The following is a 14,559-nucleotide window of genomic DNA, read 5'->3' as shown; positions in this document are numbered from 1 at the left end:
TCCGAACGGTGGTGGTCCGTATGTCATGCCTGTCAGTGGTGAGCTCGGCGCGGGACTGACATGATGGTCAGTGGTCCAGGGTACGACACCTGGCCGACCCGGCCCAAGTCCGTACCTACGCAATCGTAACCATGGGCACGCGCCGTTACGTTCACCTCACGTGTCATCGGTCACGATCGTTGATCGACACACGCCTTCCCCTGTGCGACGCGGTTTTCACGGCTGACTCGCAGGCCTCTCACATGCCGTCACATGAGCTCCCCGAGGCCACCACGTCATCTACGCCGTGCGAACATCACCCCGATGGTCTCCATCCACCGGGCCGCGTCGTCGTCAAGGGTACCCAGTTTCGCCGATTTCTCGCACCATCTCATCGCGGCCTGCCCGAATTCCATCGGGTTGTAGACATCCTCTTCCCGGCTCCACTGATTGTTTCCGGCATAGGTGAGGATGGTGATGTTGGTTGCGGTGATCTGTGTGCCGTCACCGGGGTCGCGCATCGGATTGTCGACCTCGCAGATCACCCGCCCCGTCGGAGCGTCCACCACATGCCACAGGGAAGGAAACCCGGTCATGTGGCTGCCGGGGAAGGCCGTCATCGTCTTCCAGATCCAGGCCCGGATCTCCTCGCGGCCGGACATGGTGCCGAGGGCGTGCTCGACGTAGTCGGCGTCGTCGGTGAACAGCTCGGCGAACCGGTCCCAGTCGCGGGTGACGGCGATCTCGGCGACGGTTCGCTGGAAGTGACCGAAGGCCTCATCGAGTTCGGAATGCGTGAATGTGCTCATCGAGGCATGAGCGTACTAGAACTTGTTCTAAGAATTCCGCCGATCAGTGATGGAAGCCGTGGGTGGCATGCGGTGTCGGCATCGGTCCGTCGAGACTGTCCAGATATGCCACCGAGCTGCGGATGTCGCGCATCAACAGGTCGGCCAGGTCGTGGGAGAGGCCGTTGCGGACCACGATGCGCTGCACCCACTGATCGGCCAGGTTGTCCGGCAACGGATACGCCGGCACCAGCCAGCCACGTTCGCGCAACTGGGTGGACAAGTGGTCGAGATTCCAGTTGTCGGTGTGTCCGGGGGCGAGCTGCCAGGCGAAGACTGGGATGTCGCTGCCGTCGCTGCGCAGGACGAACTGGTCCATCGCGCCGATCTGCGACGACAGATAGAGCGCAACGTCCTGGCAGGTCTGTTGGACGGCGCGGTAGCCCTGGAAGCCGAGTCGGAGAAATTGGTAGTACTGCAGCAACACCTGGGCGCCCGGCCGGGAGAAGTTGATGGCGAATGTGGGCATGTCACCGCCGAGGTAGCTCACCCGGAACACCAGGCTCTCGGGAAGCAACGACGCGTCCCGCCAAACCACCCAACCGATGCCGGGATAGACGAGTCCGTATTTGTGGCCGGACATGTTGATCGATGCGACCCGGTCGACCCGGAAATCCCACTCCAGATCGGGCTGCAGGAACGGCGCGATGGCGCCGCCGGAGGCCGCGTCCACGTGGATCGGGATGTCGAGACCGGTGTTCGCCTGGATCTCGTCGAGGGCGGCGGCGATCGCGGCGACCGGTTCGTAGGCGCCGGTGTAGGTGACGCCCATGATCGGTACGACGCCGATCGTGTTCTCGTCTACGTACGACGCGAGGTCGTGCCCGTCGAGGCAGGGATGTTCCTCGGTGATCGGCACATAGCGTGGCTCGATCTCGAAGAAGTTGCAGAACTTCTCCCAGCACACCTGAACCGCCGACGACATGATCAGGTTCGGCGTGCCGACCGGCTTGCCCTCGGCTTTGCGGCGTTCGGCCCAGCGGCGTTTGAGAGCCAGTCCGCCCAGCATCGCGGCCTCAGACGACCCGATGGTCGACGTGCCGATCGCCTTGGTGGCGTCCGGCGCGTTCCAGAGGTTTGCGAGCATTGTCCAGCAACGGGTCTCGATCGCCGCGGTCTGTGGATACTCGTCCTTGTCGATCATGTTCTTGTCGGCCGACTCGAGGTAGAGACGGTTGGCGTGGTCGTCCATCCAGGTGCCCACGAAGGTGGCGAGGTTCTGGCGGGCGTTGCCGTCGAGCATCGCCTCGTCGTGGACGATCTGGTAGGCCGTCTCGGGCAGCGATTCGGTTTCGGGCAGCGTGAATCGGGGGAACTCGGTGGCTTCGCCGCGGCGGGTGAACAGCGGGTTCGCCGAGACCGGAACATCGGCGACGTCAGAGCGATCGACTTTCAGGTGGTGTTCCATCGGCTCAACCTAAACCGAAACGCTGCCTGATCGGCTCATCCGTCGGGCATGATTGTGCAAGCGCGCCCGGGCTGTTCGCCTGTGCGCGCATGATGGAGGATGTCGAGGTCGGCGGATCGCGAGGTCGGCGGCGGCTCAGTAACGCAAGGGGTGAGGGTGCATGCAACGTCTCAGTGGGCTCGATGCGTCGTTCCTGTATCTCGAGACGAGGTCGCAGCTCATGCATGTCATCGGTCTCATCGAGATCGATCCGAGCACGATGCCGGGTGGCTACAGTTTCCTCAAACTGCGCGACGAGTTGGAGCGGCGGATCGGCGCGATGCCGAATTTCCGGCGAAAGCTGGACAATTCGCTCCTGAACATCGACCATCCGGTCTGGATCGAGGACGAGGACTTCGACATCGAACGTCACGTCCATCGTGTCGCGGTGCCGGCCCCGGGCGGGGAGGAGCAGGTGGCCGAATTGTGCGCCCACCTCGCAGGCCAGACCCTCGACCGTGGCAAGCCGTTGTGGGAGCTGTGGGTCATCGAGGGACTCGCGCAGGGCAAGGTCGCCGCGATGCTCCGCATGCACCATGCCGGGGTGGACGGGGTGACCAGCGCGGATCTGCTCGCCGAACTCTGCACCATGACACCGGAGGCGCCCGACCTCGATGCGGACAAGTTGAAGCAGACCGCCGGCGGGTCGTCGCGCACCACGATGGCGCTGACCGGAGCGGTCAATTACTTTGTCCAGCGCCCGATCGCCATGGCCCGACTCCTCCCGGAGACCGTCGGAGTGCCGATCGAGTGGTTTCGCCGTACCCGGGCCAAGACCGCGATGCCGGCTCCGTTCCAGGCGCCGCGTACCCGCTTCAATGCGCCGATCACGCCGCATCGCTCACTCGCTGTCACCCAGCTCTCGCTCGATGACGTCAAACGGGTCAAGAACCGTTTCGGTGTCAAGATCAACGACGTCGTGCTCGCCATCACCGGCGGCGCGATGCGCAGTTACCTCGAACAGCACGACGAGCTCCCCGATCAGCCTCTGGTCGCCATGGTGCCGGTGTCGGTGCACGGAGCGGACGAGAGCACCTTGGTGACCCATGGCACCAACAAGGTCACCGGGATGTTCACACTGTTGCCGTCGAATCTCGACGACCCGGTGGAGCGGGTCGAGCAAGCGGCCGAGATGGCGCGGAAGTCGAAGGAACATCACGCCGACATCGATGCCAACATCCTCCGTGCGTGGGCACAGTTCGCGCCGGGGACCACCATGTCGACGGTCATGAAGCTCTACGGCGATCGTGGGCTCTCGCTGTCGCATCCGCCGGTGTTCAATGTCCTGGTATCCAACGTCGCGGGTCCCGATTTCCCGCTCTATTTCCTGGGATCACGTGTGACCGCGGTGTATCCGCTGGGACCGATCTTCCATGGGTTGGGACTCAACATCACGGTCTTCTCCGCCGACGGCCAGCTCAATGTCGGCATTCTCGCCTGCACCGATCAGGCCCCGGATGTCCAGGCGATCGCCCGCGCCTTCGACGAGCAGCTCAAGCAGTTGCTCGAGAGGTGTGACTGATCTGTGTGACGGGCGGGGAGTCGTCTCAGAGGCTGTCGAGCCAGACCCGTGAGCTCGCGTCGGACGGCGAGCGCCAGTCCCCGCGGGGCGACAGTGATCCACCGGAACCGATCTTCGGGCCGTTGGGCATCGCGGTGCGCTTGAACTGATTGCTCATGAACCTCTTGAGGAACACCGCGAGCCATCGCTCGATGGTTGCGCTGTCGTACTCGTTGCGACGGTGGGTGACGATCATGTCCGACCATGCTCCCCGGTCCCGGTCGCTCCACGCCTGGGACGCGAGATAGGCGATCTTCGCGGGGCGATATCCGAAACGCGTCAGGTAGTACAAGAAGAAGTCGTGCAGTTCGTAGGGTCCGACGGTCTCCTCGGTGCTCTGGATCGCACCGTCGTCACCTGCCGGGACCAACTCGGGGAGATCACGTCGTCGAGGATCTCGGTCAGCGTGTCGGTGGTCTCCTGCGAATATGCACTGGTCATGATCATCCACCGGATGAGGTGCTGGATCAGGGTTTTCGGCACCGAGGAGTTCACGTTGTAGTGCGACATCTGGTCGCCCACGCCGTAGGTGCACCATCCCAGTGCCAGTTCGGACAGGTCTCCGGTACCGAGCACGATGGCGCCGTGATGATTGGCGAGCCGGAACAGATGTGAGGTCCGTTCGCCGGCCTGGACGTTCTCGAAGGTGATGTCGTAGACCTTCTCGCCACGGGCGTATGGGTGCCCGAGGTCGGCGAGCATCTGTTCACACGATGGGCGGATGTCGAGCTCCGTGCCGGTGACTCCGAGCGAATCCATCAGTACGTGAGCGCGACGCAATGTCGCGGTGCCGGTGGCAAATCCGGGCATCGTGTACGCGAGGATGTTCTCGCGTGGCAGGCCGAGACGGTCGAAGGTGTCGATGGCGACCAACAGTGCCAGGGTCGAGTCGAGGCCGCCGGAGACACCGATGACGATCTTCTCGATCCCGGTCGCACGGAGGCGGGCCGCCAGACCTTGTACCTGGATGTTCCCGACTTCCCGGCAGCGGAAGTCGCGATCGGCCGAATCGGCGGGGACGAACGGGAAGCGCGCCACCTCGCGGAGCAGTGTGTCGTCGACCTCCTCCGTGGCGCCGAGGTGGAACCGGATGCGGCGAAGCGGTTTCAGGTCCTCGGCGAAGTCGCCCACCTGATCGCGCAGACTGATCATCCGCATCCGCTCCTGCCGCAGCCGGTCGAGGTCGATGTCGGCGGTGATGCGCTGATCGGTCATCGAGAACTGTTCGCTGCGCGCCAGGAGGGTGCCGTTCTCTGAGATCAAGGCGTCGCCGTCCCAACCGAGATCCGTGGTGGATTCACCGAATCCCGCGGCGACATAGACGTGCGCGGCCACGCATCGCGCGGAATGACTGGTGCACAGCGACTTCCGGTAGGACTCCTTCCCGACGGTGACCGGGCTGCCCGACAGGTTCGCGAGTACGGTCGCGCCCGCCAGAGCCGCCCAGGTGCTCGGGGGATGGGTACCCACCCGTCCTCGCAGATCTCCACGTGCACGGCGAAACCGGGGAGATCGTCGGCCTCGAAGATGAGATCCGGGCCGAACGGTACCTCCGCGCCCAGCACCGACGCGGTGGTGACGGCCGCGTCGCGGGCGGCCGAGAAGTACCGCTGCTCGTAGAACTCCCGGTAATTCGGCAGATACGACTTGGGCACGACGCCCAGGACCGCGCCGTCGTGGACGACCGCCGCGCAGTTGTAGAGACCGTCGCCGACCACCAGCGGCAGGCCGACGGTGATCAGCGGGCGCAATCCGGTGCTCGCGTTGACCACGGTCTTCAGTCCGGCGAGGCACGCGTCGAGGACGGCGTCCTGCTGCACGAGGTCGTCGATGCTGTAACCACACAGCCCGAGTTCGGGGAACACGACCAATGCGGCGCCGTCGTCGGCGGCTGCGCGGAGTGCGTCGACCGTTCGTTCGGCATTGCGCGCCGGGTCGGCGATGGAAACGATTGGAACCGCCCCGGTCACCCGCGCGAATCCGTGCTCGTAGACAGACACTCCCCGAGCCTAGCCTGCGGGCCGAACGATCAAACCCGCGTGTTTCGGGCGTTGCCGGTCAGAGGCCGAGGTCCTTCGCGATGATCGTCTTCATCACCTCGTTGGTGCCGCCGTAGATGCGGGAGACCCGGGTGTCGGCGTAGAGCCGCGCGATCGGGTATTCGACGATGTAGCCGTATCCGCCGTGTAGCTGCAGGCATTTGTCGATGACGCGTCCGGCCGTCTCGGTTGCGAACAGCTTGGCGCGCGCGGCATCCGGCACCGAGAGTTCGCCTGCGTTGTGCAGTTCGAGCGCCCGGTCGACGAGATGCCGGATCGCCTCCACCTCCGCCGAGCATTCCGCGAGGACGAACTTCGTGTTCTGGAACGACGCCACCGGCCGGCCGAAGACATCTCGTTCCCTGGTGTAGTCGAGCGCGTGCTGCACGGCGGCGGCTGCGGTTGCCGACGCACCGATGGCGATGGTGAGCCGCTCCTGGGCGAGATTGTGGGTGAGGTAGGAGAAGCCCGCACCCTCGTCACCGAGGCGGTCCTCCACGGGCACCTTGACCGAGCTGAAGGACAATTCGGCGGTGTCGGAGGCCTTCAGGCCGATCTTCTCGAGTTTGCGTCCGACCTCGAAGCCCTCGGATGCGGTGTCGACGACGAGGATCGACAACCCGGCGCGACGGTTCTCGGTGTCGAACGGCGACGTCCGGCACACCACCAGGATCCGGTCGGCGAGCGCACCACCGGTGATGAACGTCTTGGCGCCGTCGAGGACGTAGTGGCTGCCGTCCTCGGAGAGTTTCGCGGTGGTCGAGATGTTCGCGAGATCCGATCCGGTGCCCGGCTCGGTCATCGCGATCGCGAACATGATGTCGCCGGAGCAGAACCCGGGGAGCCAACGCTGCTTCTGCTCGTCGGTCGCGTGCTCCATCAGGTACGGGAGGATGAGGTTGCTGTGCACCGAGTAGCTCCCGAAGGTGACGCCGGCAGCAGAGGTCTCCTCGGAGATCACCATCGAATAGGTGAAGTCCGATACGCCGCCACCGCCGAACTCCTCGGGTGCCTCGATGCCGAGCACACCGAGATCGCCGAGCCGGTTGTAGAACTCGCGCGGCGGGTGTCCCTGCTTATCCCACTCGTGGTACTCCGGTACCACTTCCTTGGCGATGAAGTCGCGGATGGTCTTGCGGAAGGCTTCGTGGTCTTCAGTGAAGATGCTGCGCTGCATGGTATTTCCCCTCACTTCTCGCGGTAGTCGCGGAGTAGTCCTTTGCTGATGATCTGTTTCTGGATCTCGCTGGTGCCCTCTCCGATGAGGAGGAAGGGGGCCTCGCGCATGAGTCGTTCGATCTCGAATTCGGTTGAGTAGCCGTAGCCGCCGTGGATGCGGAACGATGCCTGGGTGACCTCGGCGCAGTATTCGCTGCACAGATATTTGGCCATACCGGCGCCGACGTCGTTGCGGTCGCCGGAGTCCTTCAACCGGGCGGCGTTGACCATCATCAGATGCGCGGCCTCGACCTTTGTGGCCATCTCGGCGAGGGAGAACGCGATCGCCTGATGCTCGGCGATGGGCTTGCCGAAGGTGGAGCGTTGCTGGGCGTAGCGCACCGCCAACTCGAAGGCACGTTGCGCGACCCCGCAGGCACGGGCCGACACATTGACGCGCCCCACCTCGACACCGTCCATCATGTGCCCGAAACCCTTGCCCGGCACCCCGCCGAGGATGTCGGCGGCCGGCGCCCGGTAGCCGTCGAAGACGAGTTCGGTTGTGTCGATTCCCTTGTAGCCCATCTTGTCCAGCTTCTTCGGGATCGTCAGCCCGGGCAACACCTCCCCGAAGCCTGCCGGCTTCTCGATCAAGAACGTGGTCAGGTTCTTGTGTGGTTTCGCCGCGCCTTCCTCGGTCCGTACCAGCGCGGCGACCAGGGTGGAGGTGGCACCGTTGGTCAGCCACATCTTCTGCCCGGTGATCGAATAGTCGCCGTCGTCACCGCGGGTTGCCGTGGTCTTGATGGCTGCCACATCCGAGCCGAGCTCGGGCTCGGACATCGAGAACGCACCGCGCACCTCGCCGGTGGCCATCCGGGGCAACAACCGCTGCTTCTGCTCGTCGGTACCGTGCTGGCGGACCATGTAGGCGACGATGAAATGGGTGTTGATCACCCCAGACACACTCATCCAGCCCCGTGCGAGTTCTTCGACACACAGCGCATACGTCAACAGCGATTCGCCGAGACCCCCGTATTCCTGCGGGATCATCAGCCCGAACAGCCCCATCTCGGCCATCCCGTCCACGATGTCGCGCGGATAGGCATCGGCATGCTCGAGTTCTTGCGCACACGGAATGATCTGCTTGTCCACGAACCGGCGAACATTCGCCACGATCTCGGACTGGATCTCGGTCAAACCCAGAGTCTGCGCGAGGCGGGCCATGTGACCTCTCTCTTCTGCGGGCCTTGTCTAAGGCGGGCGGTCGCGGTGACCGACGGTATGGCGGCACACCGGTGAACCCTCTCAGCATGCCGTCCGGTGGTGCGCGATGGAACGCCGAGATCGGCTATCGATGCGTTAGCGGAAGCCAATGATGCGTGGTCACGGCGTTGTGAAACCGAGGGCTCGTCACGTCGGTGCGAACGCGGCCGGCGGCAGCCATAGGTTCGACCTATCCGACCGTGAGCGTGAATCGACTTGTGATCCAACCGGCGTCGTGGTCGATTCGAATGGGGCCCGATGACCTCACCACAGCAAACCGATGCACCATCAGTAGAAGGAAGTTCAATGCGTGATGCAGTGATCGTCGACGCCGTCCGCGCTCCGATCGGCCGCCGTCGTGGCGCCCTGTCCGGAATCCACCCCGCCGAGCTGTCGGCGCATGTGCTCGAAGCTCTCGTCGAACGGACCGGCATCGACCCGTCGGTGATCGATGACGTGGTGTGGGGCTGCGTCAGTCAGACCTCCGAGCAGGCAGGCAACGTCGCTCGGACCGCCGTTCTGGCGGCCGGTTGGCCCGAATCGGTGCCCGGTACCACGGTCAACCGAGCCTGCGGGTCGAGTCAGCAGGCACTGGCCATGGCCGCTGCGGCGGTGATCTCCGGCCAACAGGACGTGGTGGTCGCCGGCGGCGTCGAGTCGATGAGCCGTGTGCCGATGGGCAGTGCCGCACCGAACGGTGAGAATCAGCCCGCCACGGTGCTCGACCGCTATGGCGTGGACCGGTTCAGTCAGGGCGTCGGCGCCGAGATGATGGCGGAGAAGTGGGCATTGAGCCGCACCGCCCTCGACGAGTTCTCCCTGCGCTCGCATGAACTCGCCGCCACTGCGGCCGACAACGGAGCCTTCGACGGACAGCTCGCCCCGCTCACCGGCGTTCTCGAGGGTGACGAGGGCATTCGACGCGGCGGGACCGTCGAGTCCATGAGCACGCTCAAACCGGCGTTCAAAGAAGACGGTGTCATCCACGCGGGCAATGCCTCTCAGATATCCGATGGCTCCGGGGCATTGCTCGTGATGGGCAGCGACACGGCAAAGGAGCTCGGCTTGTCGCCGATCGCGCGGGTGCACACATCGGTGGTCGCCGGTGACGATCCGGTCATCATGCTCACCGGGCCGATCGCAGCGACTGCCAAGGCGCTCAAGCGCTCCGGTCTCTCGATCGACGACATCGGCGCGTTCGAGATCAACGAGGCCTTCGCCCCGGTACCACTCGCGTGGCAGATCGAGACCGGTGCCGACCCGGCACGCATCAACCCGCTCGGTGGTGCCATCGCCGTCGGTCACCCGCTCGGTGGTTCAGGTGCGATCCTGATGACCAGACTGATCCATCACATGCGTGACAACGGGATCCGATACGGCCTGCAGTCGATGTGCGAAGCAGGCGGGATGGCAAACGCCACCATCGTCGAACTCGTCTGAGCATCGCCGGGCGTATCAAGATCCCAACCAAACCTGAAGGAACACAATGGAACTCAAAGGACAGTCGTTCGCCATCACCGGCGGCGCGTCCGGATTGGGCCTCGCGACCGCGAGCCGAATCGTCGACGCCGGTGGTCAGGTCACCCTCATCGATCTGCCCACGTCGGACGGGGCGACCGTGGCGGAACAGCTGGGGTCGTCGGCCGGCTTTGCCCCCGCCGACGTCACCGATCGTGAACAGTTCGCCGCCGCACTCGATGTAGCAGACGAGCGCGGCGGCCTGCGAGGGCTGGTGCATTGCGCGGGCGCCGGACGACGGCTGCGCTTGTTGGACAAGGAGGGCAAGGCGGGCTCTGTCGATGATTTCGAGTTCGTGATCAAGCTGAACCTTGTCGGCTCGTTCAACGCCCTTTCGCTGGGTGCCGAACGAATGGCGCGGCTCGATGAACTCGATGGTGAGCGTGGCAGCATCGTGCTGACCGCGTCGGTGGCCGCATTCGAGGGGCAGATCGGGCAGATCAGTTACAGCGCCTCCAAGGCGGGGATCGTCGGTATGACGATCGTGGGAGCGCGCGATCTGGCGAGCAAACTCATCCGGGTCAACACGATCGCGCCGGGCACGATGGACACGCCATTGCTGGCTCGGCTGCGCGAGGACGTCCGCGAGTCGCTTGCCGCCAGCATCCCGAATCCGTCTCGGCTGGGAAAGCCGTCGGAGTTCGGGCAGCTTGCGGTCTCGATCCTGGAGAACAGTTATCTCAACGGCGAGACGATCCGTTTGGACGGTGCCATCCGTATGGCGCCGCGATGAGAGTGGCGTCCACCGAACTGCACTATCCGGACGTCCCGATGGCTGCGGTGCCGCCGAGCATGGCACGGATGTACGGAGCGAGAGCCGCGGTGATCGACGGTGAACGGATACTGAGCTACGACGAACTCGACTTCGAAACAGCTCGTGTCGCAGCAGCACTACGGAACTCCGGCGTGGGCGACCGTGATGTGGTGCTGCTGCATCTGGCCAACAGCATCGAGTTCGTCCTCGCCTATTACGGGTCACTACGAGCCGGGGCAACGGTCACTCTGGTCAATCCTCTCCAACCAGTTCCCGGTTTGCGGGCGCAACTGGTGGAAACCGGCGCAGTGGCGGTGTTCACCGGTGCCGAGCAACTCGGACGCTTGCTCGACGCGGCTCAGGGGTCTCGGCTTCGTGCCGTGGTACTTGCACAAGCCGATGCACCGCCGCCACCAGACGGAGTGGTGACGCTCGCGGAGTTCACCGCAGGCCATTCCACCGCGCCCACCACGTCGGTGACCCCCGCCGACGTTGCGCACCTGGCATACACCGGCGGCACCACCGGTGTCTCCAAGGGTGTTCGGGTGTTGCACCGCAACGTGATCGGCAACGTCACCCAGATGATCGGCTGGCGCGCCGGGCACGAGGTGATCGAGGGTGACGACGGCTACGTCCAGCTACGACCGCGCGACGACGGAGAGAACCGGGGGTGGTTCCCGGCGATGCCGCGACCGTCGTGGTGTCACCGCTGTTCCACGCGCATGCCCTCATCAACATGTCGTTCCTGCTGCTGTGTGGTGCGACCCAGGTACTGTCGGGGCGGTTCGACCCGGCGAAGATGCTCGAGTTGATCGAGCGTCATCGGGCGACTTATCTCACCGGCAGTCCCGCCATGTGGCACGCACTCGCCACCCATCCCGCCGTCGGGAACCGTGACCTGTCATCGGTCCGGGTGGTCTCGTCGGGGGCTGCCCCCATCGACCGCGTCACGCTCCAGCGGTTGCAGGTGGCGTTCCCGTCGGGATCGGTCGTCGAGGGTTATGGACTCACCGAGGCCACCTGCCTGGTCTCCTCGGCACCGTTGACGAGCGGCGGTGAGTACCGGCTCGGCAGTGTGGGATTGCCGACCTTCGACACCGCGGTGGAGATCCGCTCGGCCGACGACCCGAGAACCGTGCTGCCATCAGGCGAACGGGGTGAACTGTGGGTTCGCGGTCCGCAGGTCACCGCAGGCTACCTGGATCATCCGGAGATCACCGCGACGCAGTACGTCGACGGCTGGCTCGACACGGGCGACATCGCGTACCGCGACGACGACGGCTACCTCTACATCTGTGACCGAGCCAAGGACATGCTGATCTACAAGGGCTACAACGTCTACCCGCGTGAGCTCGAGGAGATCCTGGTGACACATCCAGATGTGGCGTCCGTGGCCGTCGTCGGTCGTGAGGCGGGCAGCGTCGGGCAGGAGCCAGTCGCCTTTGTCGTGCCCGAGGACGGCCACGATATCGACGAGGAACTCCTCCGTGGTTTTGTTGCCGAGCAGGTGCTGCCGTACAAGAGGATTCGCGACGTCATCGTGGTGGAATCCCTGCCGACGTCGGCTGCGGGAAAGATTCAGAAGGCGGCGCTGCGGGAGCGGCTCGTGCCCACGGCCCGCTGATCGAGTGGTGTTCGGTACCCACTCGACCAGCGGTGTCCGGCTCGACTTGTTCACACTGTGGAGTTGTCTGGGAACGGATCGCGGTCTCGGTCGGCTGTCGTCGTCTCGGACTGCTGGATCAGCCTGTCGATCGGCACCGACAGGCGCTCCAGCGAGCTCGACGGTGCTGTACCCGACCAATTCCTGTGCAAGGCATCATCTGTCGGTACCGACCGAGACCCACGCCTGAGCAATCAGCTCCGCTGCGCGCGCTTGACGAGATTCCGGCCGATGATCAACCGCTGGATCTCGCTGGTGCCCTCATACAAGCGCAGCAGCCGGACGTCCCGATAGATCCGCTCCACCGGGACGTCGCGCATGTACCCGCTCCCGCCGTGGACCTGAACGGCGAGATCGGCGACCTTGCCGACCATCTCGGTGCAGAAGAGTTTGGCCGCCGAGGGGGCGATCCGTCGATCCGTCTCGTCGACCCACGCGCGAGCCGCGTCGCGTACCATCGCCCGGCCGGCCATCACGCCCGCTTGCTGATCGGCGAGCATGGCCTGCACGAGTTGGAACTCACCGATCGCCGTACCGCCCTGCGTGGCGGTGGCGGCCCATGCGACCGACTCGTCCAGTGCGCGTTGCGCGGTGCCGACCGAGAGCGCGGCGATGTGCACGCGGCCGCGTGCCAGCGAAGTCATCGCAGCCCGATAGCCGACATCCTCGCTGCCGCCGACCAACGCGGAGGCAGGCACGCGGACCTCGTCGAAGTGGACGTCCGAGGTCCATGCGCCCTCCTGGCCCATCTTGCGGTCCTTGGCGCCGACGGTGATCCCCGGTGTGTCGGCGGGGACCAGGAACACCGCGATTCCGGTGCCGTCGGAGTCCGCGGGCCGAGTGCGCGCGAACACGACGAACAGATCTGCCAATGGCGCATTGGTGATGAATCGCTTCTCGCCGGTGATCACCCAGTCGGCGTCGTCGGCCCCGTCGCGAACCGCCTTGGTGCGCAGTCCGGCCGGGTCGGATCCGGCGCCGGGCTCGGTGAGCGCGAACGAGGCGACCACGGCACCGGAAGCGATCTTCTCGAGCCAGGTGCGCTTTTGTTCGTCGGTGCCGAAGCCGACCAGCACCTGCCCCGCGATCCCGTTGTTGGTGCCGAACATCGATCGAAGGGCCAACGATGTGTATCCGAGTTCCATGGCGAGTTCGACGTCCTGGGTCAGGTCGAGGCCGAGGCCGCCCCACTCCTGCGGGATCGCGTAGCCGAACAGGCCCATGTCTTTCGCGGTGGCGCGGATGTCGTCGGGGATCGCGTCGGCGTCCAGGATCTCCTGCTCGCGCGGGACGACCTTGTCGCGGACGAACTCGCGGGTCGCGGCGAGGATGTCCGCGAAGTCCTCGGCGGACACCTGAGAAGATGCAGATGCTGTGTTCATGACACTGGTCATCCTCCCACTGTGGCCGCCGGGGTGGGGACGGTCCACTACGAACTCGCTACTGCTCACATAGCTGCTTCGAATGGATCGGCCGGGTCAGATTCGATGTCCGGGCCGGTAGATTCCGACGCATGGACACTTCTGCACCTCACTCCTTGGACGGACGTACCGCGGTCATCACCGGCGGGGCGCAGGGCATCGGGTTGGAGATCGCCCGGTCTTTCGTCGACGCCGGTGCTCGCGTGGTGCTCGGTGATCTGAACGAGGAGGTTGCCCAGAAAGCGGTGGAGGAACTCGGCGGGGCCACCGTCGCGCGGGCCGTGCGGTGCGACGTCACCGACTCCGCCGACGTGGATGCCCTCCTGGCGGTGGCCGTCGATGATCTCGGCTCCCTCGACGTCATGGTCAACAATGCCGGCGTCACCCGTGACGCGACCATGCGCACGATGACCGAAGACGACTTCGATCTCGTCATCGCCGTCCACCTCAAGGGCACATGGAACGGTACGCGTAAAGCAGCCGCGATCATGCGCGAGGCGAAACGCGGTGCGATCGTGAACATCTCGTCGTTGTCGGGCAAGGTCGGCATGGTCGGGCAGACGAACTACTCGGCGGCCAAAGCGGGCATCGTCGGTATGACCAAGGCCGCCGCCAAGGAGATGGCCCACCACGGCGTCCGGGTCAACGCGATCCAGCCCGGTCTCATCCGTTCCGCCATGACCGAGGCAATGCCGCAGAAGGCGTGGGATCAGAAGATGGCCGAGATCCCGATGCAGCGTGCCGGTGAGGTCGGTGAGGTCGCATCCGTCGCGCTGTTCCTCGCCTCTGACATGTCCTCATACATGACCGGCACCGTCCTCGAGGTGACCGGCGGCCGTTTCATGTGAGCACCGTCCGTCACCCATCATCCTCGAATGTGAAAGGCCTGCAATGAAAGACACCGT

At 64.9% G+C, this 14,559-nt stretch carries 9 protein-coding genes and 2 pseudogenes; 5 read left to right on the top strand and 6 right to left on the bottom strand.

Annotation, left to right across the window (positions count from 1 at the left end):
- Positions 1–275 precede the first annotated feature (275 nt).
- Together GTV32_RS10395 and GTV32_RS10390 are read right to left on the bottom strand one after the other, a co-directional pair.
- Positions 276–788 carry a nuclear transport factor 2 family protein gene (locus tag GTV32_RS10395; RefSeq protein ID WP_161060261.1) on the bottom strand — a complete coding sequence of 171 codons (513 nt, stop codon included), beginning with the start codon at positions 786–788 and terminating at the stop codon, positions 276–278.
- Positions 789–831: 43 nt separating this feature from the next.
- The gene (locus tag GTV32_RS10390; RefSeq protein ID WP_161060260.1) at positions 832–2,235 is read right to left on the bottom strand and encodes a glutamate decarboxylase; all 1,404 of its coding nucleotides are present in this window, start codon (positions 2,233–2,235) and stop codon (positions 832–834) included.
- A 160-nt stretch (positions 2,236–2,395) separates the two neighbouring features.
- Between GTV32_RS10390 and GTV32_RS10385 the strand changes: the two genes are divergently transcribed.
- Positions 2,396–3,796: a wax ester/triacylglycerol synthase family O-acyltransferase gene (locus GTV32_RS10385; RefSeq protein ID WP_161060259.1), complete on the top strand. Its 1,401-nt coding sequence runs from the start codon at positions 2,396–2,398 to the stop codon at positions 3,794–3,796.
- 25 nt (positions 3,797–3,821) lie between these two features.
- Here the strand turns inward: GTV32_RS10385 and GTV32_RS10380 are convergent.
- From GTV32_RS10380 to GTV32_RS10370, 3 genes and pseudogenes are all read right to left on the bottom strand, one after another.
- Positions 3,822–5,835 (bottom strand): annotated as a pseudogene (locus tag GTV32_RS10380) (NAD(+) synthase).
- Positions 5,836–5,893: 58 nt separating this feature from the next.
- Entirely contained in the window at positions 5,894–7,051 is a 1,158-nt protein-coding gene (locus tag GTV32_RS10375) for an acyl-CoA dehydrogenase family protein (protein WP_161060258.1), read from the bottom strand.
- 11 nt (positions 7,052–7,062) lie between these two features.
- A complete protein-coding gene (locus GTV32_RS10370) occupies positions 7,063–8,259 on the bottom strand; it encodes an acyl-CoA dehydrogenase family protein (protein ID WP_161060257.1) in 1,197 nt (398 codons plus the stop codon).
- A gap of 345 nt (positions 8,260–8,604) precedes the next feature.
- On the opposite strand from GTV32_RS10370, the gene GTV32_RS10365 reads away from it, so the two are divergent.
- The 3 genes and pseudogenes from GTV32_RS10365 to GTV32_RS10355 all read left to right on the top strand — a co-directional run bounded on the left by GTV32_RS10365 (position 8,605) and on the right by GTV32_RS10355 (position 12,194).
- The gene (locus GTV32_RS10365; protein ID WP_161060256.1) at positions 8,605–9,738 is read left to right on the top strand and encodes an acetyl-CoA C-acyltransferase; all 1,134 of its coding nucleotides are present in this window, start codon (positions 8,605–8,607) and stop codon (positions 9,736–9,738) included.
- Positions 9,739–9,784: 46 nt separating this feature from the next.
- Positions 9,785–10,549 carry an SDR family NAD(P)-dependent oxidoreductase gene (locus GTV32_RS10360; RefSeq protein WP_161060255.1) on the top strand — a complete coding sequence of 255 codons (765 nt, stop codon included), beginning with the start codon at positions 9,785–9,787 and terminating at the stop codon, positions 10,547–10,549.
- Positions 10,546–12,194: pseudogene (locus GTV32_RS10355) on the top strand (AMP-binding protein). Before GTV32_RS10360 ends, GTV32_RS10355 begins: the two are co-directional and overlap by 4 nt.
- A gap of 233 nt (positions 12,195–12,427) precedes the next feature.
- Here GTV32_RS10355 and GTV32_RS10350 read toward each other — a convergent pair.
- The gene (locus GTV32_RS10350) at positions 12,428–13,627 is read right to left on the bottom strand and encodes an acyl-CoA dehydrogenase family protein (protein WP_161060254.1); all 1,200 of its coding nucleotides are present in this window, start codon (positions 13,625–13,627) and stop codon (positions 12,428–12,430) included.
- Positions 13,628–13,746: 119 nt separating this feature from the next.
- Between GTV32_RS10350 and fabG the strand changes: the two genes are divergently transcribed.
- Positions 13,747–14,502 (top strand): 3-oxoacyl-ACP reductase FabG, encoded by a 756-nt coding sequence (gene fabG, locus GTV32_RS10345; protein ID WP_161060253.1) that lies wholly within the window; start codon positions 13,747–13,749, stop codon positions 14,500–14,502.
- Positions 14,503–14,559: the final 57 nt, after the last annotated feature.

Source organism: Gordonia sp. SID5947, from assembly GCF_009862785.1.
Lineage (GTDB): Bacteria > Actinomycetota > Actinomycetes > Mycobacteriales > Mycobacteriaceae > Gordonia.
Note: the sequence above shows the minus strand (reverse complement) of the source record. Positions and strands in the feature narration are given on the sequence as shown.

Coding starts and splice junctions, on each gene's coding strand:
- GTV32_RS10395 (WP_161060261.1), bottom strand. CDS start 788: ATGAGCACATTCACGCATTCCGAACTCGATGAGGCCTTCGGTCACTTC.
- GTV32_RS10390 (WP_161060260.1), bottom strand. CDS start 2,235: ATGGAACACCACCTGAAAGTCGATCGCTCTGACGTCGCCGATGTTCCG.
- GTV32_RS10385 (WP_161060259.1), top strand. CDS start 2,396: ATGCAACGTCTCAGTGGGCTCGATGCGTCGTTCCTGTATCTCGAGACG.
- GTV32_RS10375 (WP_161060258.1), bottom strand. CDS start 7,051: ATGCAGCGCAGCATCTTCACTGAAGACCACGAAGCCTTCCGCAAGACC.
- GTV32_RS10370 (WP_161060257.1), bottom strand. CDS start 8,259: ATGGCCCGCCTCGCGCAGACTCTGGGTTTGACCGAGATCCAGTCCGAG.
- GTV32_RS10365 (WP_161060256.1), top strand. CDS start 8,605: ATGCGTGATGCAGTGATCGTCGACGCCGTCCGCGCTCCGATCGGCCGC.
- GTV32_RS10360 (WP_161060255.1), top strand. CDS start 9,785: ATGGAACTCAAAGGACAGTCGTTCGCCATCACCGGCGGCGCGTCCGGA.
- GTV32_RS10350 (WP_161060254.1), bottom strand. CDS start 13,627: ATGACCAGTGTCATGAACACAGCATCTGCATCTTCTCAGGTGTCCGCC.
- fabG (WP_161060253.1), top strand. CDS start 13,747: ATGGACACTTCTGCACCTCACTCCTTGGACGGACGTACCGCGGTCATC.